Annotated in this window: 25 protein-coding genes; 11 read left to right on the forward strand and 14 right to left on the reverse strand. The window is 71.3% G+C overall.

The features are described from left to right. The first annotated feature begins 5 nt into the window (after positions 1-5). Positions 6-521 (forward strand): hypothetical protein, encoded by a 516-nt coding sequence (locus tag POF73_RS39780; RefSeq protein WP_272124260.1) that lies wholly within the window; start codon positions 6-8, stop codon positions 519-521. A 79-nt stretch (positions 522-600) separates the two neighbouring features. Here the strand turns inward: POF73_RS39780 and POF73_RS39785 are convergent, their stop codons facing one another. Continuing rightward, entirely contained in the window at positions 601-1,353 is a 753-nt protein-coding gene (locus tag POF73_RS39785; RefSeq protein WP_272124262.1) for a hypothetical protein, read from the reverse strand. A gap of 234 nt (positions 1,354-1,587) precedes the next feature. Between POF73_RS39785 and POF73_RS39790 the strand changes: the two genes are divergently transcribed. From POF73_RS39790 to POF73_RS39800, 3 genes are read left to right on the forward strand one after another with little or no spacing between them, the layout of a single operon-like run. Beyond that, complete coding sequence (locus POF73_RS39790; protein ID WP_272124263.1) at positions 1,588-2,877, forward strand: magnesium transporter MgtE N-terminal domain-containing protein; 1,290 nt, start codon at positions 1,588-1,590, stop codon at positions 2,875-2,877. After that, a complete protein-coding gene (locus POF73_RS39795; RefSeq protein WP_272124264.1) occupies positions 2,867-3,463 on the forward strand; it encodes a DUF1003 domain-containing protein in 597 nt (198 codons plus the stop codon). Before POF73_RS39790 ends, POF73_RS39795 begins: the two co-directional genes overlap by 11 nt. 43 nt (positions 3,464-3,506) lie before the next feature. After that, positions 3,507-4,640, forward strand: coding sequence for an Mrp/NBP35 family ATP-binding protein (locus tag POF73_RS39800; protein ID WP_272124265.1), 1,134 nt, complete (start codon positions 3,507-3,509; stop codon positions 4,638-4,640). A 156-nt stretch (positions 4,641-4,796) separates the two neighbouring features. Here the strand turns inward: POF73_RS39800 and POF73_RS39805 are convergent, their stop codons facing one another. The 5 genes from POF73_RS39805 to sigE all read right to left on the reverse strand — a co-directional run bounded on the left by POF73_RS39805 (position 4,797) and on the right by sigE (position 11,311). Further along, positions 4,797-5,465: a hypothetical protein gene (locus tag POF73_RS39805; protein ID WP_272124266.1), complete on the reverse strand. Its 669-nt coding sequence runs from the start codon at positions 5,463-5,465 to the stop codon at positions 4,797-4,799. A 239-nt stretch (positions 5,466-5,704) separates the two neighbouring features. Then, entirely contained in the window at positions 5,705-6,166 is a 462-nt protein-coding gene (locus POF73_RS39810) for a sec-independent translocase (RefSeq protein ID WP_272124267.1), read from the reverse strand. Positions 6,167-6,391: 225 nt separating this feature from the next. Then, a complete protein-coding gene (locus tag POF73_RS46400; RefSeq protein WP_443049724.1) occupies positions 6,392-8,134 on the reverse strand; it encodes a trypsin-like peptidase domain-containing protein in 1,743 nt (580 codons plus the stop codon). Between the two features lie 1,510 nt (positions 8,135-9,644). Continuing rightward, a complete protein-coding gene (locus POF73_RS39820; protein ID WP_272124269.1) occupies positions 9,645-10,616 on the reverse strand; it encodes an anti-sigma factor family protein in 972 nt (323 codons plus the stop codon). Beyond that, on the reverse strand, positions 10,613-11,311 hold the full coding sequence (gene sigE, locus POF73_RS39825; protein ID WP_107903137.1) for an RNA polymerase sigma factor SigE: 699 nt from the start codon (positions 11,309-11,311) through the stop codon (positions 10,613-10,615). The genes POF73_RS39820 and sigE overlap by 4 nt, the downstream gene beginning before the upstream one ends. A gap of 235 nt (positions 11,312-11,546) precedes the next feature. Here sigE and POF73_RS39830 point away from each other — a divergent pair, with 235 nt between their 5' ends. Continuing rightward, positions 11,547-12,245, forward strand: coding sequence for an O-methyltransferase (locus POF73_RS39830; protein WP_334313662.1), 699 nt, complete (start codon positions 11,547-11,549; stop codon positions 12,243-12,245). A 117-nt stretch (positions 12,246-12,362) separates the two neighbouring features. On the opposite strand, the gene POF73_RS39835 is transcribed toward POF73_RS39830, so the two are convergent. After that, entirely contained in the window at positions 12,363-12,530 is a 168-nt protein-coding gene (locus POF73_RS39835; RefSeq protein WP_003966491.1) for a DUF3117 domain-containing protein, read from the reverse strand. 146 nt (positions 12,531-12,676) lie between these two features. Beyond that, on the reverse strand, positions 12,677-12,841 hold the full coding sequence (locus POF73_RS39840) for a hypothetical protein (protein ID WP_272124282.1): 165 nt from the start codon (positions 12,839-12,841) through the stop codon (positions 12,677-12,679). A gap of 66 nt (positions 12,842-12,907) precedes the next feature. On the opposite strand from POF73_RS39840, the gene POF73_RS39845 reads away from it, so the two are divergent. Then, entirely contained in the window at positions 12,908-13,711 is an 804-nt protein-coding gene (locus tag POF73_RS39845; RefSeq protein ID WP_272124283.1) for an enoyl-CoA hydratase/isomerase family protein, read from the forward strand. Positions 13,712-13,780: 69 nt separating this feature from the next. Here the strand turns inward: POF73_RS39845 and POF73_RS39850 are convergent, their stop codons facing one another. Both POF73_RS39850 and POF73_RS39855 read right to left on the reverse strand, forming a co-directional pair. Continuing rightward, positions 13,781-14,368 carry a DNA-3-methyladenine glycosylase I gene (locus POF73_RS39850; RefSeq protein ID WP_272124284.1) on the reverse strand — a complete coding sequence of 196 codons (588 nt, stop codon included), beginning with the start codon at positions 14,366-14,368 and terminating at the stop codon, positions 13,781-13,783. Next, entirely contained in the window at positions 14,365-14,754 is a 390-nt protein-coding gene (locus tag POF73_RS39855) for a DivIVA domain-containing protein (RefSeq protein WP_272124311.1), read from the reverse strand. Before POF73_RS39855 ends, POF73_RS39850 begins: the two co-directional genes overlap by 4 nt. 144 nt (positions 14,755-14,898) lie before the next feature. Between POF73_RS39855 and folP the strand changes: the two genes are divergently transcribed. After that, positions 14,899-15,759 (forward strand): dihydropteroate synthase, encoded by an 861-nt coding sequence (gene folP, locus POF73_RS39860; protein WP_272124285.1) that lies wholly within the window; start codon positions 14,899-14,901, stop codon positions 15,757-15,759. A 302-nt stretch (positions 15,760-16,061) separates the two neighbouring features. Here the strand turns inward: folP and POF73_RS39865 are convergent, their stop codons facing one another. Both POF73_RS39865 and dapE read right to left on the reverse strand, forming a co-directional pair. Next, positions 16,062-16,820 (reverse strand): TIGR00730 family Rossman fold protein, encoded by a 759-nt coding sequence (locus POF73_RS39865; protein ID WP_272124286.1) that lies wholly within the window; start codon positions 16,818-16,820, stop codon positions 16,062-16,064. Between the two features lie 216 nt (positions 16,821-17,036). Beyond that, positions 17,037-18,116, reverse strand: a complete 1,080-nt coding sequence (dapE, locus tag POF73_RS39870) for a succinyl-diaminopimelate desuccinylase (protein ID WP_272124287.1) — start codon at positions 18,114-18,116, stop codon at positions 17,037-17,039. Between the two features lie 96 nt (positions 18,117-18,212). Between dapE and POF73_RS39875 the strand changes: the two genes are divergently transcribed. Beyond that, positions 18,213-19,193, forward strand: coding sequence for a heavy metal transporter (locus POF73_RS39875; RefSeq protein ID WP_443049722.1), 981 nt, complete (start codon positions 18,213-18,215; stop codon positions 19,191-19,193). Positions 19,194-19,527: 334 nt separating this feature from the next. Further along, on the forward strand, positions 19,528-20,001 hold the full coding sequence (locus POF73_RS39880) for an ATP-binding protein (RefSeq protein WP_272124289.1): 474 nt from the start codon (positions 19,528-19,530) through the stop codon (positions 19,999-20,001). Between the two features lie 83 nt (positions 20,002-20,084). Here the strand turns inward: POF73_RS39880 and POF73_RS39885 are convergent, their stop codons facing one another. After that, positions 20,085-21,227 (reverse strand): bifunctional succinyldiaminopimelate transaminase/glutamate-prephenate aminotransferase, encoded by a 1,143-nt coding sequence (locus tag POF73_RS39885; RefSeq protein ID WP_272124290.1) that lies wholly within the window; start codon positions 21,225-21,227, stop codon positions 20,085-20,087. Between the two features lie 120 nt (positions 21,228-21,347). Further along, a complete protein-coding gene (fdxA, locus tag POF73_RS39890) occupies positions 21,348-21,668 on the reverse strand; it encodes a ferredoxin (RefSeq protein WP_030961637.1) in 321 nt (106 codons plus the stop codon). Between the two features lie 140 nt (positions 21,669-21,808). On the opposite strand from fdxA, the gene POF73_RS39895 reads away from it, so the two are divergent. Together POF73_RS39895 and POF73_RS39900 are read left to right on the forward strand one after the other, a co-directional pair. After that, positions 21,809-22,801: a GNAT family N-acetyltransferase gene (locus tag POF73_RS39895; RefSeq protein ID WP_272124291.1), complete on the forward strand. Its 993-nt coding sequence runs from the start codon at positions 21,809-21,811 to the stop codon at positions 22,799-22,801. Positions 22,802-22,840: 39 nt separating this feature from the next. After that, positions 22,841-23,692, forward strand: coding sequence for a transglutaminase-like domain-containing protein (locus POF73_RS39900; protein WP_272124292.1), 852 nt, complete (start codon positions 22,841-22,843; stop codon positions 23,690-23,692). Positions 23,693-23,738: the final 46 nt, after the last annotated feature.

Raw genomic sequence — 23,738 nt, forward strand, 5'->3', positions numbered from 1 at the left:
GGGCCATGACAAGCGAGCTGCTCGACCAGGCCCTCGTCGAGGAGGCCACCAAGAAGTCCGGCCTCATCTGGGTCAAGGCGCCCGGTCACCCGGCCCGTGCCCTGTGGCACGTGTGGCACGAGGGTGCCGCGTGCCTCGTGGGCGACGGCCCGGGCGAGCAGCCGCTGACGGGGCTGGCCGACGGTGCCGGGGCCGAGGTGACGGTCCGCAGCAAGGACAAGGGCGGCCGGCTGGTCTCCTGGTCGGCGAAGGTCGTCGAGCTCAGCTCCGGCTCCGAGCAGTGGGAGGCGACGGTCGCCGAGCTGAAGGGCAAGCGCCTCAACGCCCCCGACGGCGAGGCCATGCCGGCCCGCTGGGCCCGCGAGTGCCGGGTGCTGCGCCTGGAACCGACGGGCACCACCGCCGCACTGCCGGACGACTCCTTGGCCGAGGCGCCGCTGCCCTCCCCGGCGACGACCCGTCAGCCGATCCCCGCCGGGCTTCCGCGGCTGCTGCTGAAGAAGAAGAAGCGGCGCCGCTAGGGCTTGTCGGCTGTTCGCGCGCCGCCCGGCGCACCTCCGGCGCCGCCGGGGCGCACTGCCACCGCCCGTCCGGCGTCGGTCAGGACGTCGGCAGTTGCTTGCCGTAGTCCACCGTCTCGTCCTTGCCCGGCTGCTCCAGGGCGAAGTCCTCGCCCCAGGACGCGAAGGTCAGGGTGCCCGCGCCGCCCGCCCGGGTCAGGCTGAGGGGGTAGGGGGTGCCCTCCAGGGAGACGTCGAGGGTGCCGCCGGAACCCTTGTCGCCGGTGATGCGGATGGTGCGAGTGCCCGCCTGCTCGTGGTGGCCGTCGGTGGCCAGGGTGCCGTGCAGGGTCAGCAGACCGTCGAGGAGCACGTCCTTCTCCGTGAAGCCGCTGAACTTCTTGTACGACGGATCGCCCTGCGGCACCCGCACGAACTTGCCGCCCAGCTTGTCCGCGACAGCCGCGTCCGCCTTGCCGCCGGCCGCCCCGTCCGCATGGCTCCAGAAACCGGCGTCCGCCTTCAGATACAGCTGCTCGCCGATCCGCAGCAACTGGAACGTCGCCCCCTGCGCGGTGACCGACCCCGTCGCGCCGTCGGCCTTCAGCTGCATGTCGAGCTTGTAGGTACGCCCGCTGGTCGCCACGCTCCCGGACAGCCGCACCGCCGTCGCGGAGTCGGCTGCCGCGCGGGACTTGCGCTGGATCTCGGCGGCCGGCAGCTTGCCCACCCCGTTGGTGCCCTCGTCGGGGTCCTCGCTGCATCCCGTCAGCCCCGTCCCCGACACGACCAGGGCGCAGAGGGCGCTCAAGAGCGCGGCCCGTCGAGTACGACCCTGGGGAATCGCAGTCACAGGTGGGACTGCCTTTCTGTCGAGTGACGTGAGCGGCGTACCGCAGCGTACCCGGGCCGCACGGCCCCGGCGGAGCCAGTCCGTCCGGACCGCTCACCAGGGCATATCGGATCCGGACGGGCTAGCCTGAAGCCCACCCGAGCGGGCAATTCGGAAATGCGGCACAGTCCGCGGAACCGCACAGCAACACGGCAGTACGGCAACACCGCACTCGCATGCAAAGGAGCCTCAGCCATGGCAGCCGGCGCTCCCCGGGTCTTCGTCTCGCACCTCGCCGGCGTCGCCGCCTTCGACCCGAACGGCGACCAGGTGGGCCGGGTCCGCGATCTGGTCGTCATGCTGCGCGTCGCCCGGCGCCCTCCGCGGCTGCTCGGCCTCGTCGTCGAGCTCAGTACCCGGCGCCGCATCTTCCTGCCCATGACCCGCGTGACCAGCATCGAGTCCGGCCAGGTCATCACCACCGGCGTGCTCAACGTCCGCCGCTTCGAGCAGCGTCCCACCGAGCGCCTCGTCTTCGGCGAACTGCTCGACCGGCGCGTGACGCTCGTCGAGACCGGCGAGGAGGTCACCGTACTCGACCTGTCGGTGCACCAGCTGCCGGCCCGCCGGGACTGGGAGATCGACAAAGTGTTCGTACGCAAGGGCGGCAGGAGCGGTACCTTCCGACGCGCCAAGGGCGAGTCGCTGACGGTCGAGTGGTCTGCCGTCACCGGCTTCTCCGCGGAGGAGAAAGGGCAGGGCGCCGAGAGCCTGCTGGCCACCTTCGAGCAGCTGCGCCCCGCCGACCTCGCCAACGTCCTGCACCACCTCTCCCCCAAGCGCCGGGCCGAGGTCGCCGCGGCCCTCGACGACGACCGCCTCGCCGACGTACTCGAAGAGCTTCCGGAGGACGACCAGATCGAGATCCTCGGCAAGCTGAAGGAGGAGCGCGCCGCGGACGTCCTGGAGGCCATGGACCCGGACGACGCGGCCGACCTGCTCGGCGAGCTCCCGGAGGACGACCAGGAGCGGCTGCTGAGCCTGATGCAGCCCGCCGACGCGGCCGACATGCGCCGCCTGATGGCGTACGAGGAGCACACGGCCGGCGGTCTGATGACGACGGAACCGATCATCCTGCGCCCCGACGCCACCGTCGCCGACGCCCTCGCCCGCGTCCGCAACCCCGACCTCTCCCCCGCCCTCGCCGCCCAGGTCTACGTCTGCCGCCCGCCCGACGAGACGCCGACCGGCAAGTACCTCGGCACGGTCCACTTCCAGCGCCTGCTGCGCGACCCGCCGTACACCCTGGTCAGCTCGCTGCTCGACGAGGCCCTCGAAGCCCTGGATCCGGATGCCACGCTGCCCGTCGTCGCCGGGTTCTTCGCGACGTACGACATGGTCGCGGCGCCCGTCGTGGACGAGTCCGGGTCGCTGCTGGGCGCGGTGACCGTGGACGACGTACTGGACCACCTGCTGCCCGAGGACTGGCGGGAGACGGAGTTCCACCTGGACGAGGGCGAGGGGGTGGCCGCCCATGGCTCCTGAGCGCGAGGGCGGACGCGAGCGCGTGGTGTCGGGCGCGACCGCGGCCTCCCGGGGGCCTCGCACCCGGCTCGACCAGCCCCGTCCGCCGCGCCGCCGGATCCTGCCCGAGTGGGACCCGGAGGCCTTCGGGCGGCTCTCGGAGCGCGTCGCGCGCTTCATCGGCACCGGGCGGTTCCTCGTCTGGATGACGGTCGTGATCGTCGTGTGGGTGCTGTGGAACATCGCCGCACCGAGCGACCTGCGCTGGGACGAGTACCCGTTCATCTTTCTCACCCTGGTCCTGTCCCTGCAGGCCTCCTACGCCGCCCCGCTGATCCTGCTCGCGCAGAACCGGCAGGACGACCGCGACCGGGTCAATCTCGAACAGGACCGTAGGCAGAACGAGCGGTCCATCGCCGACACCGAGTACCTGACCCGCGAGATCGCCGCGCTGCGCATCGGGCTCGGGGAGGTCGCGACCCGCGACTGGATGCGCTCGGAGCTGCAGGATGTGATGAAGGAGCTGGAGGACCGGCACAACGGTCACCACGAGCACGGGGTATTCCCGGCAGATCGGTCGCACGGACGTGACGTAGACGACCGCTGACAGGCTTTCCGGGGCATGGCTACCGCGCCGTACCATCGTCCTTATGGCTACGGAAGACGCGGTGCGTGAAGCACTGGCGACGGTGAACGACCCCGAGATCAACCGCCCCATCACCGAGCTCGGGATGGTCAAGTCGGTCGACATCGGTGCGGACGGAGCGGTCGCGGTCACCGTGTACCTGACGGTCTCCGGCTGCCCGATGCGCGAGACGATCACGCAGCGCGTGACGGACGCGGTCTCCGCGGTCGAGGGCGTCACAGGCGTCGACGTCACGCTCGACGTGATGAGCGACGAACAGCGCAAGGAGCTGGCGAACGCCCTGCGCGGCGGCACCGCCGAGCGCGAGGTCCCCTTCGCCAAGCCGGGCAGCCTGACCCGCGTCTACGCGGTCGCCTCCGGCAAGGGCGGTGTCGGCAAGTCGTCCGTCACGGTCAACTTGGCGGCGGCGATGGCGGCCGACGGTCTGAAGGTGGGCGTGGTCGACGCCGACATCTACGGCCACAGCGTGCCGCGCATGCTGGGCGCCGACGGCCGTCCGACCCAGGTCGAGAACATGATCATGCCGCCGTCCGCGAACGGCGTGAAGGTCATCTCCATCGGCATGTTCACGCCGGGCAACGCACCCGTCGTCTGGCGCGGCCCGATGCTTCACCGCGCGCTCCAGCAGTTCCTGGCGGACGTGTACTGGGGCGACCTGGACGTCCTGCTCCTCGACCTGCCGCCCGGCACCGGTGACATCGCGATCTCCGTCGCCCAGCTGGTCCCGAACGCCGAGATCCTGGTCGTGACGACCCCGCAGCAGGCCGCCGCCGAGGTCGCCGAGCGGGCCGGCTCGATCGCCGTCCAGACCCACCAGAAGATCGTCGGCGTCGTCGAGAACATGTCCGGCCTGCCCTGCCCGCACTGCGACGAGATGGTCGACGTCTTCGGCACGGGCGGCGGCCAGGTGGTCGCCGACGGCCTCACCCGCACCACGGGCGCGAACGTCCCGGTCCTCGGCAACATCCCGATCGACGTCCGCCTCCGCGAGGGCGGCGACGAGGGCAAGCCGGTGGTCCTGACGGACCCGGACAGCCCGGCGGGCTCGGCACTGCGAGCGATCGCGGGCAAGCTGGGCGGACGGCAGAGGGGCCTTTCGGGACTGTCTTTGGGGATCACTCCGAAGAACAAGTTCTAAGAACCCCAGGGGCGCGGGGCTGTATCGATTTGCGGCTCCGCCGCGTGTGCGCGACAAGCCACGACGCACGCGCGACCGCCGAACCCTCGTCAAGCCCTACGGCGAAGGGGCGCCGAATCCCAACGGCGCCCCATTTTTCCGGCTCGGCCCCGCCGGCTAGGCGTACGCGGCGATGTCCTTGATCATGGCGAACGCAAGACCGTACGCGCTCATCCCTCTCCCGTACGCCCCCACGTGCACCCCCTCCTGAGTGGACCCGGCGAGCACCCAGCCGAACTCGGACTCCCGGTAGTGGAAGGGCGTGGGCACCCCGTCCACGGGCAGTGACAGCGTCGACCAGGCCGGCCCGTCAAGATCGTCGGCCAGGGCCCACGCCGTCTCCGTCTGCTGCTCCAGCCAGTCGTCCCGCAGCGAGTGATCCATCTGGCCGGGCCAGGTGAACGACAGCAGCCCCACTCCCGCGAGCCACGCCGCCGAGGAAACCGACGTCGCCTCCAGCAGCCCCGTACCGTCGGGGCTCCTGCGGGACGGATTCGCGGCGACGGTCACCACGACCGCGAACTTCTCCCGGTCCTCCGACGCCTCGTTCCGTACGGAGGGCTCGTCACCGTGCCCGATCGACCCGTGTTCCACGGCCCCGTCGGCCGCCATGCCGACCTGCATCAGCCAGCGCGGCCCCGTGAAGGCCTCGTCGAGGCCGTACCACGGGAAGGGCGCCAACAGGTAGCCGTCCACCGTGCGCCGGGCGGAGGGGACCTGCTGTCCGCTCTCCGCGGCCGGCGCCTGCGCGACTGCCCGACTCGTCGTCTGACTCGTCGTCTCCATGTGCCCGGACGCCTCCTAGCTCTCGACGGACCGGCCCGGCCCGCCCCCCTTCGGGCGTACTCGTCCGGTCCGCACAACAACTCGGCAGCATAACCACACCACTACGAGCAGTATGGAAAGCGCCCGGCGCGCGAGGCGCGCGGGGAGCGGGTTCAGGCCGTGTGCGACCCGGGCGGAGTATGAGAAGCGTCACGTACGAGCGGTGCTCCGCCCGTGTGTTCGTACGGCTTTCGTACGGCTCAGGTGGCGTCCGCGTCGAAGGGCGGACGGTCGTCCCGAGCATTCTCGGGCTTCTTCGTCATGTCGATGCTGCCGCCGGAGGAACCCGAGGCGGACGAAGAGCCCGAAGCGGACGAGCCGGACGCCGACGACTCCGACTCACGGCCGTGGACGGCGTCGGCGACCTCGGCCATTTCCTTCTTCATGTCGAAGCCGTTGCGGATCTCCTTGAGCCCCAGGTCGTCGTTGTCCAACTGCTTGCGGATGAACGTCTTGGGGTTGAGGTCCTCGAACTCGAAGTCCTTGAACTCCGGCCCGAGTTCCTGCCGGATGTCCTGCTTGGCCCCCTCCGAGAACTCACGGATCTTGCGAATCGTCCGCGTGACGTCCTGGATGAGCTTCGGGAGCTTGTCCGGACCGAAGACGAGCACGGCTAGGACTACGAGCGCCACCAGCTCAAGCGGTCCTATGTCATTGAACACCTGAAGCTCCTTGCGATGTCCTCGGTCCTCGGCTCTCGGCCCACGGTGGTCGATCGCGGGTCTTCTGTGGTCCGGGCCGGATCCACGGTACCCGGCGATCCGCTACGACCGGTACTGTCCCGAGGCCTCCGAATGCGGGTGGGCGTGCGGTTTTCCGGGTTGTTTGCCTTGTCGGGGCCCCTACGGGGCCGTCTCGTGGGCTGCACTGTGAGCTTTGTGTGAGTCTCAGCCGCCGCTCGCCGAGCCGAGCGTCAGCGAGATCGTGATCTCCTTGCCGCCCCGCTCCAGGGTGAGCTCCAGGTGATCGCCGGGGCGGTGGGCGCGTGTCTTGACGATGAGTTCCTCACCGGAGTGGACGCGCTGGCCGTCGACCGCGGTGATGACGTCGCCCTGCTCGATGCCGGCCTTGTCGCCGGGCCCGCCCCGTGTGACCGCGGAGCCGCCGTCGCTGCCCTTGGTGCCCACGCGGGCTCCGTCGCCGCTGTAGTCCATGTCGAGGGTGACGCCGATGACCGGGTGGGCGGCCTTGCCGGTGTTGATCAGCTCCTCGGCGACGCGCTTGGCCTGGTTGACCGGGATGGCGAAGCCGAGGCCGATGGAGCCGGACTGGCCGCTGTCGAGGTCGGAGCCGCTGTCGGCCGAACGGATGGCGGAGTTGATGCCGACGACCCGGGCCCGGGCGTCGAGGAGCGGGCCGCCGGAGTTGCCGGGATTGATGGGGGCGTCGGTCTGCAGCGCGTCCACATACGACACGTCGCTCCCGTCCCCGCCCTCGCCGCCGGCCGTGATGGGCCGCTCCTTGGCGCTGATGATGCCGGCGGTGACGGTGCCTTCCAGGTCGTACGGGGCGCCGATGGCGACGACGGGGTCGCCGACCTGGACGTTGTCGGAGTTGCCCAGCGGCAGGGGCTTGAGGCCGCTGACGCCGCTGACCTTGACGACCGCCAGGTCGTATCCGCTGTCGCGCCCCACGACGGTGGCCTTGGCGGTGTCCCCGCTGTGGAAGGTCACCGATATCTCGCCGTCGCTCCCGGCGGGTTCCACGACGTGGTTGTTGGTGAGGATGTGACCACGGTCGTCGAGTACGAACCCGGTCCCGGTGCCCTGCTCCTCGCTCCCGCTCACATGCAGCGTCACGACGCTGGGCAGGGCGCGAGCGGCGATCCCGGCGACACTGCCCGGCGCCCGCGCGGTGGGCTCCGCCTGTGCCTGCGGCAGCTCCACGTCCCCCACACCACCGTTGCGTTCGAGATACGCCCCCACGACACCGCCGACGCCACCGGACACGAGCGCGATCAGCAGAACCCCGACCAGGATCACCTTCCGGCCCCGCTTACGCCGCTGCTCCTCGGTGACGACAGCGGCACCGTTCTGCTGGAAGGGGGCGGCGGGGTGGGGGGTGGAGGCCCAGGGGTCGTAGTTCTGCCAAGGATTGGCGGGAGGTGGGGCGTCGGCGTAGGCGGGGGTTGTTTGGGTGGGAGGGGCTTGGGTGGCGGGGGCGGGGATACCTGGGGTGGGGGCGCCGGAGGTGGGGGTGGGGGTGCTGTGAGTCTGGGTGGTGTTGGTAGGGGTGTCGTGGGCCTGGACGGCCTGGACGGCCTGGGTGAGCGTGTCGGCTGCTGGGGGTGCCGGCTGGGTGGGGATGGTGGGGGTCGCGCCCGGGACGGGAGATTCGAGGGCTGGGTTCTGGGCGAGCACGCCTGGGGCCGGGGTGGGGGCTGGAACGCCGGGGGCGGGGGTCTGAGCCGGGGCCGGAATGCCGGGGGCGGGGGCGAGGGTCTGAGCCGGGGCCGGAACGCCGGGGGCGGGGGCGGGAACGCCAGACGCCGGGACCGGAGCCGGGGCTGCCGGAGCGCCGGACGCCTGGGGCGGGCCCGGGACGGGAACGCCAGACGCCAGGACCGGAGCCGGGGCTGCCGGAGCGCCGGACGCCTGGGGCGGGCCCGGGACGGGAACGCCAGACGCCAGGACCGGAGCCGGGGCTGCCGGAGCGCCGGACACGTGGGGCGGAGCCGGGACGGGAACGCCAGACGCCAGGACCGGAGCCGGGGCTGCCGGAGCGCCGGACACGTGGGGCGGAGCCGGGGCTGCCGGAGCGCCGGACGCCGGGACCGAAGCCGGGGCTGCAGGCGCACCGGACACGTGGGGCGGGGCGGAAGTGTCGCGAGCCGTGTTCGGTGCCGGAGCAGTTGCGGCGGCGGCCGGGGCCGGGGCTGCCGGGGGCGTCGGCGTGCCGTGTGCGGTCGGTGGCGGCGTCGGTACGGCCGTCCCGTGCGTGGGCGTGGTCGCCGGGTGCTGGACCGGCGGAGCGGGCGCCCAGGGGCCGGGCTCGCCGTAGGGCGGCGTGCTGTAGGGGTCGGGGTCGTGCAGGGGCTTGGGGCGTGCGTCGGCGGACTCCACCGGGGCAGCGGCAACCCGGGCGTCGTCGCCGGTCCCGGCACCCACGCCCGCACCCACACCGGCCGCTGCACCCACGCCCGCGTCGGCACCGGCCCCCGCACCGGCACTCGCACCCGCAGCCTCGCCCGCGTCACGCGTCGACGGCCCAGCCGCAGACACCGCAGCGGGCCGCGCCAGCTCGAAGTCGCCCTGGGTGGAAGCAACGTCACCACCAGCAACGTCACCACCAGCGGCGCCACCGCTCGCAGCAGGCTGACGAAGCTCGAAGTCGCTCTCGTCCGACGGCACCTCGCCACCGCCACCGCCACCGCTGCCGCCGCCCGCACTGGGCCGCGCCAGCTCGAAGTCGCCCTCGGTGTCCTTCTCGGTGTCGCCCTCGGCCGGCACCCCGGCGTCGCTCACCCGCGCAGCGGGCCGCGCCAGTTCGAAGTCGCCGTCCCTGACGCCTCCGAGGCCCGGGCCATCGGTCGGTCCCGGTGTCGGGTGGCCCGTCGGGGCCGGTGTGCCCGGCGTCCCCGCCCCACCCATCGCGTCCGGCGTCCCCGCCCCACCCATCGCGTCCGGCGTCCCCGCCCCGCTCATCGCGTCCGGCGTCGGCTCGGTGTCCTCCGCCCGGGCCGAGGGCTCCTGCGGCCGGGGCCGGTTCCACCACTTCGCCTTCGCGGGCTTCCCCTCGTTCATGCTCTGCTTCCTACTCGCTGCTGACCGTTGCTCCAAGTAGGACGGGGTCCGACCGGAGCGCGGCCGGGCAGCCCAGCCGATCGGCCGCCATTCCGCTCCACCCGCGAATTCCGCTCATTCCGCGGCCGACAGGGGACGGTTTCGGTCTGCCGGCTTCCCAACCCTGGTCCCCGGCAGGCCGCCACCGGGAACGTCCCGGCGCCCGAATGCCTACTCAACTCTGCGCTGTCGCGCTCAAGTTCCCTCAGGAAACCGGCGACCCCGTGCTACCTCCCCGATCCGGCACGCGGCGACAACGGCGGCCGCAGTTCATCGAACCCCCGCGCCCGGCCGTAGGGCCAGGGCGCGGCCCACCCCGGATTCAATCAGGTTCGTCGGCCGCTGCGCAGAGGCCGGGTCAGCGCTCGGTGGCAGGAGAGATGGAGGGGGACGACGTCGCGTCGGAGACGGGTGCGACGCGCAGGTCGGGCGTCGCCGTGACCTCGGGGGCCTTGGACCACGAGGTCAGGGTGAGCGGCGTGGTCGCGCTGAGCGGGCGTATCAGCGGGGACATGGCGGCCGCACCGGCCACCACGGCTGCCGTCAGGGTGTGGATCTCCTCGTCGGCGGCCGGCTGGGCCGGCATCCCGGGCAGAAGGGGAGCCGATGCCTCGATCGACGTCACCGGGGTGTCGGGCGTCCCCTCTCCCCGTGCCTGAGCGAGCAGCGGGCCGAGCGCACGGCGGCGCTGGTGCTCGGGTGTCGTCGTGTTGCCGCTGCCCTGGGTCCGGGCCGGCGTCACATTGCTGCCGCCCGAGCCGCCGCGTGCCTCCGTGTCGGTCGGCACGCTCGTCGTGACGCCACCCAGCGAGATGGCCGCCAGGGACACCGCGCCCGCCGCGACCAGCGCGAACCTCATACGAGAGGACCCGGAGCGGTCGACGTCCTGACGGCCCACGGGATGGGTGCGGAAGCCGCCGTCCGAGGCGGGGAGCGCGGGGGCGTGCGAACGCGACGGGACGTATCCGAACTCGAAGCGGTCGCGCTTCACCCCGAACACCCCGGTGGTGCCGGGCCGTTCGGACAGTCCGCCGAATCCTCCCCCGCCGAGCGGCGAGCCGCCGCCGTCCAGGTCACCTCCCCCGGGGAGGCCCTGAAGGCGGGCCAGGAAACTCTCGGAGGGAGGCGGCGGGGCCGCCTCCGCGAAGACGTTCTTCAGTCGGCGCTGGGCGTCCACTTCGGCCTTGCACTTGGCGCAGGTCGCCAGGTGGGCCAGGACGCGCTCGCGCGTCTCATGACCGAGCTCTCCGTCGACGAGGGCGGAGAGTCGGTCTCCCAGATGCTGCTCTGCCAGGAGCCTTTCGGCGGGGTTGGGTCGGGAGCCACTCACGCGGTCGCGCCCCCTCCCCCCAGAGCGGCCACACGTGGCACGAAGGAGCGGCGCTCGGCGCGCGCCTCCGGCGAGCGGTGGGCGAGGGCCTTGCGCAGCTGCGAGCGGCCGCGGTGGATACGGGACCGGACGGTGCCGAGCTTGACGCCCAGGGTCGCGGCGATCTCCTCGTACGACAGTCCTTCGATGTCGCACAGAACGACCGCGGCGCGGAACTCGGGCGCGAGGGTGTCCAGGGCCTGCTGGACGTCGGCGTCGAAGTGCGCGTCGTTGAAGACCTGCTGGGGCGTGGGCTCCTTGCTGGGCAGCCGCTCGGCCGCGTCCTCGCCCAGCGCGTCGAAACGGATGCGCTGCTTGCGGCGGACCATGTCCAGGAAGAGGTTGGTGGTGATGCGGTGCAGCCAGCCCTCGAAGGTGCCCGGCGTGTATGTGGACAGGGAGCGGAAGACGCGGACGAAGACCTCTTGTGTCAGGTCCTCGGCGTCGTGCTGATTGCCGGTGAGACGGTACGCCAGTCGGTAGACGCGGCCGCTGTGCGTGCTGACGATCTCCTCCCAGGTGGGCGGAGTCCACGCCTGCCCGTCCGCGTCGGTGGAGAAGGTCGCGGTCTGGGCGAAGTCGCCGGCGTGGCTGTGGTCAGCGGTGTCGTTCACGGATTTCGGCCTGCCCGCCGATCCGAGAAAGCGCCGTAGCACTCCTCCCCGATCCACAGGCGCAGCCGCACCTCCCCTGTCGGCTCTGGTGGTGTCCAGTGGAGCCCCTACCATAGCCACCTCGCCCGTTAGCTCCGGATAAGCGGTTTTACGAGAATTTGATCTGGGCTGATACGGCTGGTGGGCCTGCGTCAGCACTTGCTCGCGGTCTCGCTCGTCATCGTGATCCAACTGTGTCCCCCCGCTCGTCTTCCCACCCTTCTAAACGCCCGGTCCCATCTGCGGGTTCCCGCCCGCAGCGGATACAGTCACGCCCAGGCAACCACGGGGACAGGAGAGGGTCATTACCGGCAACCGGCAGACGAGCTGGGCGTTCGCCGACGCCTACGTCGCCGAGGACGATGTCCTGCGCTGGGCCCGGGACCGGGCCCGCGAGGCGGGGCTGCGCTCGGTGTCGCCCGGCACGGGCTCCGCGCTGCGATTGCTGGCCGCCTCGGTGGACGCGAAGGCGGTGGCGGAGATCGGCACCGGCACCGGCGTCTCCGGCATCCACCTCCTGCACGGCATGCGCCCCGACGGCGTCCTGACCACCGTCGACCCCGAGCCCGAGCACCAGCAGTTCGCCCGCCAGGCCTTCCGCGCCGCCGGCTTCGCCAGCAACCGCGCCCGCTTCATCCCGGGCCGGGCCCTGGACGTCCTGCCCCGCCTCGCGGACGCCGGCTACGACCTGGTCTTCTGCGACGGTGACCGGCTGGAGTTTCTCGACTATCTCGCTGAATCGTTGCGCCTGCTGCGTCCGGGTGGCCTCGTCGTCTTCGAGGGCGTCTTCGCCAACGGCCGCACCGTCGATTCGGGTCCGCAGCCCACCGAGGTCATACGTATCCGGGAGCTGCTGCGCGCGGTGCGCGAGAGCCAGGAGCTGGTTCCGTCGCTGCTGCCGGTCGGGGACGGGCTGCTGTGCGCGGTCAAGCGATGACCGTACGGCAGACCGTGCGGACCGTGCGGACCGTGCGCCAGGGTCGTACCGCAAAAGCAGCGACCCCGGCACCATGTGGGATACCGGGGTCGCCGAAAGGGTAGGGTCGCTGCCGCGTCAGCCGACGACCTTCTTGAGGGCGTCGCCGAGCGCGTCGGCCTCGTCCGGGGTCAGCTCGACGACGAGCCGACCGCCGCCTTCGAGCGGAACGCGCATGACGATGCCCCGCCCCTCCTTGGTCACCTCGAGCGGGCCATCACCCGTCCGCGGCTTCATGGCCGCCATGCTCGTTCCCCTTCCTGAAACCAGCTCATAGTCAAAGCCGACGGCCCCATGGAGGGCACGCGCATCTGGCATGAGACACGCGACACCGGCATCGAACACATTGCTTCCAAGCCATTATCCCGCATCTCAGGACCCGATGACCAACATCAGTCGGCATCGCTTGGGCAACGCGCGCGAGCAAAACCACTCAATTCGGCGATGTGACTGCGATACTGCGCCACCGCACGCACCCAGGTCGAACAGAACCGGACGAGAATTCTTTGACGCAGGTCACACGTCCGGTCAGGGCCGTTGCCGGTGATCTCCGCCATGCTGTCCTTCAGACAAGTGCGTACCGACGAGTACGCCCGATCCGCGAAAGCCGGAGGGGATACGTCATGGCCGACACCGTGCTCTACGAGGTGAGCGACGGACTCGCGACGATCACGCTGAACCGCCCCGAGGCGATGAACGCGCTGAACGTCGCTGCCAAGGTCGCCCTGCGGGAGGCGGTGCAGGCCGCGGCCGGCGACGACGCCGTACGGGCCGTGCTGCTGACCGCGGCCGGGGAGCGGGCGTTCTGTGTGGGACAGGACCTGAAGGAGCACATCGGGCTGCTGATCACCGACCGGGAGACCGGGTCGCGGCAGACCATGAACACGGTGCGGGAGCACTACAACCCGATCGTGCAGGCGCTGGCCGGGATGGCGAAGCCCGTGGTGGCCGGGGTGAACGGGGTCGCGGCCGGGGCGGGCTTCGGGTTCGCGCTGGCCGCGGACTATCGGGTGGTCGCGGATACGGCCGCCTTCAATACGTCGTTCGCCGGTGTCGCGCTGACCGCGGACTCCGGGATCTCGTGGACCCTGCCGCGGGTGGTGGGGCCGGGGCGCGCTGCCGATCTGCTGCTCTTCCCGCGGAACATCAAGGCGCAGGAGGCGTACGAGCTCGGTATCGCGAACCGGCTGGTGCCTGCGGAATCGCTGCGCGGCGAGGCCGAGAAGGTGGCGCGGGCGTTGGCCGAGGGACCGACGGTGGCTTATGGGGCGATCAAGGAGGCGGTGGCGTTCGGGCTGTCGCACTCTCTTGAGGAGACGTTGGAGAAGGAGGACGAGCTGCAGACTCGGGCGGGGGCCTCGGAGGACCATGCGATCGCCGTGCAGGCCTTTGTGAACAAGGAAAAGCCCAAGTATTTGGGCCGATGAGCTCGGGGCGGTAGCACCGTTGGGGGCTGCGGGTCCGATGTGGCTGGTCGCGCAGTTCCCCGCGCCCCCTTAAGGGGCGCTTCTCGCGACGCAGGATTCCAGGTGGTCGTCCACCAGACCGCACGCCTGCATCAGGGCGTATGCCGTCGTCGGGCCCACAAAGCGCAGGCCCCGCTTCTTCAGGGCCTTCGACAGAGCCGTTGATTCCGGAGTGACCGCGGGGACGTCTCCCAGGACCTTGGGGACCGGGCGGGTGGTCGGGTCCGGGGCGTGGGACCAGATCAGGTCGTCCAGGTCGCCTGGGGCCCAGTCGGCCAGCACGCGTGCGTTGGCGATCGTCGCGTCGATCTTGGCGCGGTTGCGGATGATGCCCTCGTCGGTGAGGAGGTGGTCCTTGTCGGTGTCCGTGAAGGTGGCGACCTTGGCGATCTCGAAGCCGGCGAAGGCGGTACGGAAGCCCTCGCGGCGGCGCAGGATCGTGATCCAGGACAGGCCCGACTGGAAGGCCTCCAGGCTGAGGCGTTCGTAGAGGGCGTCGTCGCCGTGGACCGGGCGGCCCCACTCCTCGTCGTGGTACGTCACGTAGTCCGCAGTGGACAGGGCCCAGGGGCAGCGCAGCGCGCCGTCCGGGCCGGCGATGACCGTGCCGTCGCTCACTGCTGGTCCTCCGGCCCGGGCTTCTCCATCGAGACATGGCCCGAACCGTGACCCGACACATGACCTGGCACACGGCTGCCGGGTGAGGCCTGGGCGCCGGCCAGCGCGGACTCCAGGTCGGCGATCCGGGCGTCCCGCTCGGCGAGCTCGGCGGCGAGGCGGCTGAGGGCGTCGTCGACGTCGGACATGCGGTAGCCGCGGGCGGCGAGGGGGAAGCGGAGGCTGTCGATGTCGGCGCGGTCGAGCGGGCGGTCCGGCGGCAGCGGGTCCTGGAGCCGCTCGGGCGCGGCCTCCGGCAGCGGGCCGTCGCCCTCGCCGCCGCCCACCACGGCGAGGGTCACCGCGGCGACCACGACGGCCAGCGCGACGACCAGGAACAAGAACATAACCATCGCTGGGCCCCCACGGTCGGTGAATGCGAGCGGTCGAGTGTGTCAGTGTCCGATCGTGCCATGCGACTCTGACAGTTAGGGTCGCAGGCGGCCGAACAGCGGCGACTTGCCAGGACGTACTAGGAGAGGTCACAGCGGATGCTCAGGCTGGGCACGCGTGAGTTCGACACGCACGAGCCAGTGATCATGGCGATCGTGAACCGGACCCCGGACTCCTTCTACGACCAGGGGTCGACGTTCCGTGACGAGCCGGCCCTCGCGCGCGTGGAGCAGGCCGTGGCGGAGGGCGCCGCCATCATCGACATCGGTGGGGTGAAGGCCGGGCCGGGGGAAGAGGTGACCGCCGAGGAGGAGGCGCGGCGGACGGTCGGGTTCGTGGCCGAGGTGCGGCGGCGGTTCCCTGACGTCGTGATCAGCGTCGACACGTGGCGGGCGGCTGTCGGCGAGGCCGTGTGCGAGGCGGGGGCGGATCTGCTGAACGATGCGTGGGGTGGGGTGGAACCGGAGCTGGCGGAGGTTGCCGCGCGGTACGGGGCGGGGCTGGTGTGTACGCATGCCGGGGGCGCGGAGCCTCGTACTCGGCCGCATCGGGTGACGTACGACGACGTCATGGGCGACATTCTGCGGGTGACCCTGGGGTTGGCCGAGCGGGCGTTGGCGCTGGGGGTGCCCCGGGAGTCGATCATGATCGACCCGGGACACGACTTCGGGAAGAACACTCGGCACAGTCTTGAGGCGACCCGGCGGTTGGGGGAGATGGTGGAGACGGGGTGGCCGGTGTTGGTGTCGCTGTCCAACAAGGACTTCGTCGGGGAGACGTTGGACAGGCCGGTGAAGGAGCGGGTGGTGGGGACGCTCGCCACGACCGCGGTGTCGGCGTGGTTGGGGGCACAGGTGTATCGGGTGCATGAGGTGGCGGAGACGCGGCAGGTGCTGGACATGGTGGCGTCCATCGCGGGGCATCGGGTTCCGGCGGTGGCGCGACGGGGGTTGGCGTAGGGCTTTCCTCGCCCCCGCCGCCCCTACCCGTCCCGTCCCCCAGGGGCTCGGCCCATTCGACCCCGGGGGGCTTCTGGGGGCTGCCGCCCCCAGACCCCCACTCCGTCCCCTGAAGGGCCTTGTCCTCAAACGCCGGACGGGCTGAGTACCTCAAGGCCGGCCTCTTGAGAGACCGAGTCGGGGAGTGGGTGGGCAAAGACTCGGGGTCGCTCGGGGTCCAGGGGGCGGAGCCCCCTGGACAGTGGCCCGAGCGGCGGTGCCCTTCCGGGAACGCCCGGCGCCACTTCCGCTCAAGCCCAGCGCTAGCGGCCCGCCTCCTTGGACACCAGGGCCACCGCCTCGTCGACGTCGTCCGTGACGTGGAACAGGAGCAGGTCGGTCTCCGCCGCCTTGCCCTGGGCGATCAGCGTGTTCTTCAGCCAGTCGATCAGGCCGCCCCAGTACTCGCTGCCGAACAGGACGATCGGGAAGCGGGTGACCTTCTGGGTCTGGACCAGTGTGAGGGCCTCGAAGAGTTCGTCGAGGGTGCCGAGGCCGCCGGGGAGGACCACGAAGCCCTGGGCGTACTTGACGAACATCATCTTGCGGACGAAGAAGTACCGGAAGTTCAGGCCGATGTCGACGTACGGGTTGAGCCCCTGTTCGAAGGGCAGCTCGATACCGAGGCCGACCGAGACGCCACCCGCCTCGCACGCGCCCTTGTTCGCCGCCTCCATGGCGCCGGGCCCACCGCCGGTGATCACCGCGAACCCGGCCTCGACCAGCCCTCGGCCGAGGCGCACCCCGGCGTCGTACTCGGGAGAGTCGGCCGGTGTGCGCGCGGAACCGAACACGCTGATCGCCGCCGGGAGTTCGGCGAGTGTGCCGAAGCCCTCGATGAACTCCGACTGGATACGGAGGACGCGCCAGGGGTCCGTGTGGACCCAGTCCGAGGGGCCGCCCGCGTCCAGCAACCGCTGGTCGGTCGTGCTCGCCGTCACCTGGCCCCGCCTCCGCAGGACCGGTCCCAGGCGCTGTTCCGACGGTGGCTGCTTCTTCCCCTCGGGGTTACCGGTAGCCATGTGCGCTCCCTCCACTGCGGGGCCTGCGGGTCTTGCAGGTCGTTCCACCTCAGCGTAGATCCACCAGGGTTACGGACGGGGTACATGTGCATGACCGCCATGAAGCGCCGCCCCAAGCGCCGTCCCACGCGCCATGCCGAGCTCCCGAGCGCCATGCCCAGCTCCATCCCAAGTGGCACCCGAGGGGCATTCCAAACGGCGCCCGTCACCCCCGCACTACTGCGTGAGCCACGCCCGCAGCCGCTCCTCCCCCGCCAGCACCTTCGCCGTCTCCACCCTTTCGTCCCGCTTGTGCGCCAAGTGCGGATTGCCGGGGCCGTAGTTCACCGCCGGGATACCCAGGGAGGAGAAGCGGGAGACGTCCGTCCAGCCGTACTTGGGGCGCGGAACGCCTCCGACCGCCTTCATGAACGCCGCTGCCGCCGGGTGGGAGAGCCCGGGCAGCGCGCCGCCGCTGTGGTCCTCGACCACGAACTCCTCGACGCCGCAGTCGGCGAAGACCTCGCGGACGTGCGCGATGGCCTCCTCCTCCGTGCGGTCGGGCGCGTAGCGGAAGTTGACGGTGACGACGCATTCGTCCGGGATGACGTTGCCGGCCACGCCACCCGAGATGCCGACCGCGTTCAGGCCCTCCCGGTACTCCAGGCCGTCGATCACCGGGTAGCGGGGTTCGTACGAGGCCAGGCGGGCCAGGATCGGGGCCGCCGCGTGGATCGCGTTCGAGCCCATCCAGCCGCGCGCGGAGTGGGCGCGCTCCCCCTTGGTCCTGAGCAGGACGCGGAGCGTGCCCTGGCAGCCGCCCTCCACTTCGCCGTCCGACGGCTCCAGCAGCACCGCGAAGTCGCCCTCCAGCCACTCGGGCCGCTGCTCGGCGATGTGCTTGAGGCCGTTGAGGTCGGCGGCCACCTCTTCGTTGTCGTAGAAGACGAAGGTCAGGTCGCGGTTGGGAGCCGGGACGGTCTCGGCGATGCGGAGCTGGACCGCGACGCCCGACTTCATGTCGCAGGTGCCGCAGCCCCACAGGACGCCGTCCTCGTCCAGCCGCGACGGGACGTTGTCCGCGATCGGCACGGTGTCGATGTGGCCGGCGAGGATCACCCGCTCCGGCCGGCCCAGGCTCGTCCGCGCCAGGACGTTGTTCCCGTACCGCTCGACGGTCAGATGCGGCAGGGCGCGCAGGGCGGTCTCGATGGCGTCCGCGAGGGGCTGTTCCGTACCACTCTCGGAGGGGAAGTCCACGAGCCGGGCGGTGAGCTTCGCGGCGTCCAGCGTGAGGTCAAGGGAGGTGTCAGCCATGGCGTCGACCCTAACCCGCCAGAGCGTCACCTCACTTTTCCCACCGATTTTCAACTGCGCACATACCCCCCAGTAACCTCAGCTACCTTGTAGGGCGTGCCAGAGCCGTCACCCTCTCCGAAACGTCGTGGCCGCCTCCTGCGTCGCGGGGCGGCCTTCATGGTCCTGCTCGCTGTCGCGGGGTATCTCGCGGTGCAGTACGTCACCGGAGGCCCGGGGACACCGGGCTGCGCGGTCGTCTCGGGCAAGGGCGACGGCGCCCGGTACGAGTTCACGCCGGAGCAGGCGGTGAACGCGGCGACGATCGCCGCCGTAGGCACCGGCCGCAAGCTGCCCGAGCGGGCCGTGACGATCGCGCTGGCCACCGCGCTGCAGGAGTCGGGACTGCGCAACATCGGCCATGGCGACCGCGACTCACTGGGGCTCTTCCAGCAGCGGCCCTCGCAGGGCTGGGGCACGGAGAAGGAGATCCAGGACCCGATCTACGCGTCCGGCATCTTCTACGAGCACCTGGTCAAGGTCCGCGGCTACACCGAGCTGCCGCTCACCGTCGCCGCCCAGCGCGTCCAGCGCAGCGGTTTCCCGGAGGCGTACGCCAAGCACGAGCCGGACGCGACGCTGCTGGCCGCCGCCCTCACCGGGCGCTCCGCCGCGACGCTGACCTGCGAAGGGCTCCCCGGCACCAGCTCGGCCGGCGGCACGGACTCCGTGCGGGCCGCTCTCGTACGGGACTTCGGGCAGGACGCGCTCCAGTCGGCCGCCGCCGAGGTGGGCAGCGCGAAGGCCAGGCCCACCCCCGCTCCCACCGTGATCGAGAGCGACGGGCGGACCATCGTGCTGCCCGTGTCGGGCGAGCGGGGTTCCGGCACCGGGAGCGGCGCCCACGAGCGCGGCTGGCAGCTCGCCCACTGGGCCGTGGCCAACGCGTCCGATCTGCACATCCAGCGGGTGTCGTACGCCGGACGGGACTGGATCGCCGGGAACACCGACAGCCGGTGGCGGGCGAGCACGGCGCCGGGTGCGGCGGAGGCGGAGAGCAGCGGGCCGGACTCGGTCCGCATCGTCACCACTCACTAGTTCGGGGACTCGCCCCCTCGGGTTACCCGAGGCATCGACCGGTGACCGTGTGGGCAGGATTTGCTGCGACCACCCCCGAATCCGTTAAAACCCTTGAGGACAAAGGGCTGTAAGGATTCGGCAGGGTTTCCAACCCGGCTCCTTTTGACCCTTTTTATCCGCAGGCGATAATGCGACGCATTACCAACTCTTTACGTTGGCGCGCCGCAACCTTCGGGGGCTTCGAGCGGTAGTCACTGCGTCCGAGCCCGGAGATCAACAGCCAGTCGGTCAACTGCCGGGCGCAGTCGGACACTTCATCGTTCTCATCCGACTTACCCGTCGAAGGAGCATCATGTCCCTCCCCCTGACTCGCCGGATCGCCCGTGCCGCGCTGCTCGTCGCTGCCGGAGCGGCTGCCGGGGTCGGTGCGGCCGGCTCCGCCAGCGCGGCCCCCGAACTGCCCGACGCCTCGAAGGTCGGCGGGCTGACCGCCGTGGACAACGCGACCGTCGTCGACGGCGCGACGCAGCAGGCCGCCGGCATCGCGGGTGGTGCCGTGGACACCGCGGTCGACAAGGCGCTGCCGACCGCGACGAAGGCCAGCGGCAACGTGACCAAGACCGGTGGCAAGGCCGCGAAGAAGGCGGTGCCGACCGCGGCAAAGACCGGCAGCAAGGTCGCGAAGAAGGCGACGCCCGCGGCGCAGGAGACCGCGGGTGGCGTGGCCGGCACGGTCGGCACCGTCCTCGGCGACGCGGCCGGAACGGCCACCCAGAACACGCCGAAGACCGGGTCGCTGCCCGTCCAGGCCCTGCCGATCGGCTGATCGGCCGATCCCTCGGGTCGAACCGCCGGCGGGGTTCAGGGAGTTCCCTGAACCCCGTCGGCTTTCGTGTGCCCGGGGAGGCGCTACGCCAGGCGCCGTACCGCCTCAGCGACCCTCTCGTCCGTCGCCGTGAACGCCACGCGTACGTGCTGGGCGCCGGCCTCGCCGTAGAAGTCGCCCGGGGCCGCCAGGATGCCCAGGTCGGCCAGGTGGGCGACGGTCGTCCAGCAGGACTCGCCGCGGGTGGCCCAGAGGTAGAGGCTGGCCTCGCTGTGCTCGATGCGGAAGCCGTGGGCTTCCAGGGCCGCGCGCAGGGCCTTGCGGCGGGCCGCGTACCGGTCGCGCTGGACGCGGACGTGCTCGTCGTCGCCGAGGGCCGCGATGACCGCCGCCTGAGTCGGGGCCGACGTCATCATGCCGCCGTGCTTGCGGATCTCCAGGAGGGGCGACAGGACCGCGGGGTCGCCGGCCAGGAACGCGGCGCGGTAGCCGGCCAGGTTGGAGCGCTTGGACAGGCTGTGCACCGCGACGATGCCGTCGTACGAGCCGCCGTTCACGTCCGGGTGCAGGACCGAGACCGGGTCGGCCTCCCAGCCCAGCTCCAGGTAGCACTCGTCGGAGAAGAGCAGGACGCCGTGCTCACGGGCCCAGGCGACGATCCTCGTCAGTTCGTCCTTCGACAGCACCTTGCCCGTCGGGTTCGACGGCGAGTTCAGCCACAGGAGCATCAGGCCCGCCGGGTCCAGCTCCGTCGGGTCGTCGTACACCTCGTAGTCCGCGCGGGCCAGACGGGCGCCGACCTCGTACGTGGGGTACGCCAGGCGCGGGTACGCCACCCTGTCACCCGGGCCGAGGCCCAGCTGGGTGGGGAGCCAGGCGACCAGCTCCTTGGAGCCGACGATCGGCAGGACGTGGCGGTGGGTGACCTCGCGGGCGCCCAGGCGGCGCTCCACCCAGCCGGTGATCGCGTCGCGCAGCGCCGGGGTGCCCCAGACCGTCGGATAGCCCGGGGAGTCCGCCGCGTCGATCAGCGCCTTCTGGATCAGCTCGGGGACCGGGTCGACCGGTGTGCCGACGGAGAGGTCGACGATGCCGTCCGGGTGCGCGGCGGCCGTCTTCTTGTACGGCTCCAGCTTGTCCCAGGGGAAGTCCGGCAGGCGGTCGCGCAGCGACTCCTTGGAAGGGTGGTGGCGGGCGACGGGTGGGCGGTCGGAGACTGCGGACACGGAATCTCGCTCACTTTCTGGTACTGCCGGATACGGCAACGCCTCGGTCCCGTACGGCGATCAAGGCGATCAGGCCGTACAGGACCGAGGCGGCACGCTCTGCGGGTCGCCGGGTGCGGACTACTCGGCCTGCGGCGGAAGCGCGGCGATGAACGGGTGGTCCCGCTCGATCAGACCCAGCTTGCTGGCGCCGCCGGGGGAGCCGAGCTCGTCGAAGAACTCGACGTTCGCCTTGTAGTAGTCCTTCCACTCCTCCGGAGTGTCGTCCTCGTAGAAGATCGCCTCGACCGGGCAGACCGGCTCACAGGCTCCGCAGTCGACGCATTCGTCCGGGTGGATGTACAAGGACCGGGAGCCCTCGTAGATGCAGTCGACCGGGCACTCCTCGATGCACGCCTTGTCCTTGACGTCGACACAAGGCTGCGCGATGACGTAGGTCACGCTGTCGTTCCTCCTCGATAGGGCGCTGGCGAGCCTCCTCAGGCTCCGCCGCCTGGCGCGCGGGAGCGCGGCGTCGTCGATGCCCGCCCCTAGTATCTCCGTTCTTGGGCATGATCCGAACAGGAGGGGTGAACTGACCTGTGGAAATCTCTGCGACGGGGCGCCTTGAGGTCCGTATCACCGCTGCTGACGTGGGTAAACGAGTCTCCGTACGCCGCCTGAACGATCCTGAGGCTCCGGGTGAGAAATTCACCGACACGGTGGGTGTTCTCGCATCATGGGACGAGGGTGTGCTGCTGATCACACGGAAGAGCGGCGAGACCGTCCATATCCCGGAAGCGTCGCTGGTCGCGGGCAAGGTGGTGCCGGCCACTCCGGCCCGGCGCCGGGGCCCCTCCGCCTCGTACGAGGAACTCGCGCATGTCGCCACGCGCGCGTGGCGGCCGGTGGAGAGCGAGCGGCTCGGCGAGTGGGAACTGCGGGCCGCGTCCGGCTTCACCCGCCGGGCCAACTCCGCGCTGCCGCTCGGCGACCCCGGGCTGCCCCTTCCGGCCGCGCTCGACGCCGTACGGCGCTGGTACGGCGACCGTGGGCTCCCCGCGTACGTCCAGACCGCGACCGGCGCCGAGGGCACTCAGGAGCTGCTCTGCGCGGAGCTGGAGCGGCTCGGGTGGGTGCGGGAGGTGTCCGCCGAGATGTGGATCGGGGCGCTGGCGCCGATCGCCGACCGGGACGAGGGCGCCGGGGTGGTGCTCTCCCGGGAGGCGGACGAGGCTTGGCTCGGGCGGTATCAGCGCAAGGGGGTGAGCGAGGTGGCCCTGAAGGTGCTGGCGAGCGGGCCGTCGGTGTGGTTCGCGACGGTTCCCGGTGCGGCCGGCGGTGCGCCCGCCGCGATCGGGCGGTGTGTCGTGGACGGGCGGTGGGCCGGGTTCGCCGCCGTGGAGGTCGACCCGGCGCTACGGCGGCAGGGGCTGGCCACCCGGGTGATGGCCGCGCTGGCCCGGCGGGCCCTCGACGAGGGGGCGTCGGCGGCGTGGTTGCAGGTCGAGACGGAGAACGCGGGGGCGCGGGGGCTGTACGCCGGGATGGGCTTCACCGCGCATCACGCGTACCACCACTATCGATCAGCCTGAGCAGCAGTACCGATCGCCGTGAAAGGGCACGACCCAGCTATGCGCCCCCTGTACCCCCCACCCCCCGAACGTTCCGCCGAGCTACGGCAGCGGTTCGCCGAAGAGGCACGGTCCGAGCGGCCCGATCTGTCCCTGCTGTGTCTGCTGGTCGGGGCCGAGGCGGACGGCGCGCTGGACGAGACGCGCATGGACGCGGCACAGGTCGAGCTGGACGCGCTGGCGGGGCAGCTGCCGTTCCGGCCCGGCGGGCCGCGGGCCTGGGCGGTCGCGCTGCGGGAGCTGCTCGGGGAGCGGTACGGGTTTCGCGGGGCGCCCGCGGACTATCAGCGGCTGGAGTCGTCGTTGCTGCACCAGGTGCTGGAGCGGCGCAAGGGGCTGCCGATCCTGTTGTCGGTGCTCTGGATGGAGGTCGCCCGGCGGGCGGGGGCGCCGGTGTACGGGGTCGCGCTGCCCGGGCACTTCGTGGTGGGGTTCGGGCCGACCGACGAGCAGGTGCTCGCCGATCCCTTCGCCGGGGGGCGGGTGCTGACCGGGAGCGACACGGAGTTGCTGGTGGCGGGGGCCACGGGGGCGGCGCTGCATCCGTCGATGCTGACGCCGGCGGATCCGTTGGACGTGGTGCTGCGGATTCTGAACAACGTGCGGGCGTGGGCGGCGGCGCGGCCCGAGCGGACGGATGTCGCGCTGTGGGCGGTGGAGTTGTCGTTGTCGCTGCCGTCTCATCCGGCTCGGTTGCGGTTCGAGCGGGCGCAGTTGCTTGTCCAGCGGGGGGACTTCGTCGATGGGGCCGTGGAGTTGGAGGCCTACGCGGAGTTGATCAGTGCGGTGGATGAGGGGGCGGCGGAGCGGGTGCGGGGGGAGGCTCGGGCTGCTCGGGCGTTGCTCAACTGAGTTCGCCGGTTCGCCGTAGGGGCATGTGTGGTTGCGCGACTGCGGG

The organism is Streptomyces sp. HD (genome assembly GCF_028369295.1).
Lineage (GTDB): Bacteria > Actinomycetota > Actinomycetes > Streptomycetales > Streptomycetaceae > Streptomyces.

Excerpts from the sequence above, each read along its gene's own strand:
- POF73_RS39780 (WP_272124260.1), top strand. The coding sequence starts at position 6 with ATGACAAGCGAGCTGCTCGACCAGGCCCTCGTCGAGGAGGCCACCAAG.
- POF73_RS39790 (WP_272124263.1), top strand. The coding sequence starts at position 1,588 with ATGGCAGCCGGCGCTCCCCGGGTCTTCGTCTCGCACCTCGCCGGCGTC.
- POF73_RS39795 (WP_272124264.1), top strand. The coding sequence starts at position 2,867 with ATGGCTCCTGAGCGCGAGGGCGGACGCGAGCGCGTGGTGTCGGGCGCG.
- POF73_RS39800 (WP_272124265.1), top strand. The coding sequence starts at position 3,507 with ATGGCTACGGAAGACGCGGTGCGTGAAGCACTGGCGACGGTGAACGAC.
- POF73_RS39805 (WP_272124266.1), bottom strand. The coding sequence starts at position 5,465 with ATGGAGACGACGAGTCAGACGACGAGTCGGGCAGTCGCGCAGGCGCCG.
- POF73_RS39835 (WP_003966491.1), bottom strand. The coding sequence starts at position 12,530 with ATGGCGGCCATGAAGCCGCGGACGGGTGATGGCCCGCTCGAGGTGACC.
- POF73_RS39840 (WP_272124282.1), bottom strand. The coding sequence starts at position 12,841 with ATGGCGGAGATCACCGGCAACGGCCCTGACCGGACGTGTGACCTGCGT.
- POF73_RS39845 (WP_272124283.1), top strand. The coding sequence starts at position 12,908 with ATGGCCGACACCGTGCTCTACGAGGTGAGCGACGGACTCGCGACGATC.
- POF73_RS39855 (WP_272124311.1), bottom strand. The coding sequence starts at position 14,754 with ATGTTCTTGTTCCTGGTCGTCGCGCTGGCCGTCGTGGTCGCCGCGGTG.
- folP (WP_272124285.1), top strand. The coding sequence starts at position 14,899 with ATGCTCAGGCTGGGCACGCGTGAGTTCGACACGCACGAGCCAGTGATC.
- POF73_RS39865 (WP_272124286.1), bottom strand. The coding sequence starts at position 16,820 with ATGGCTACCGGTAACCCCGAGGGGAAGAAGCAGCCACCGTCGGAACAG.
- dapE (WP_272124287.1), bottom strand. The coding sequence starts at position 18,116 with ATGGCTGACACCTCCCTTGACCTCACGCTGGACGCCGCGAAGCTCACC.
- POF73_RS39880 (WP_272124289.1), top strand. The coding sequence starts at position 19,528 with ATGTCCCTCCCCCTGACTCGCCGGATCGCCCGTGCCGCGCTGCTCGTC.
- POF73_RS39900 (WP_272124292.1), top strand. The coding sequence starts at position 22,841 with ATGCGCCCCCTGTACCCCCCACCCCCCGAACGTTCCGCCGAGCTACGG.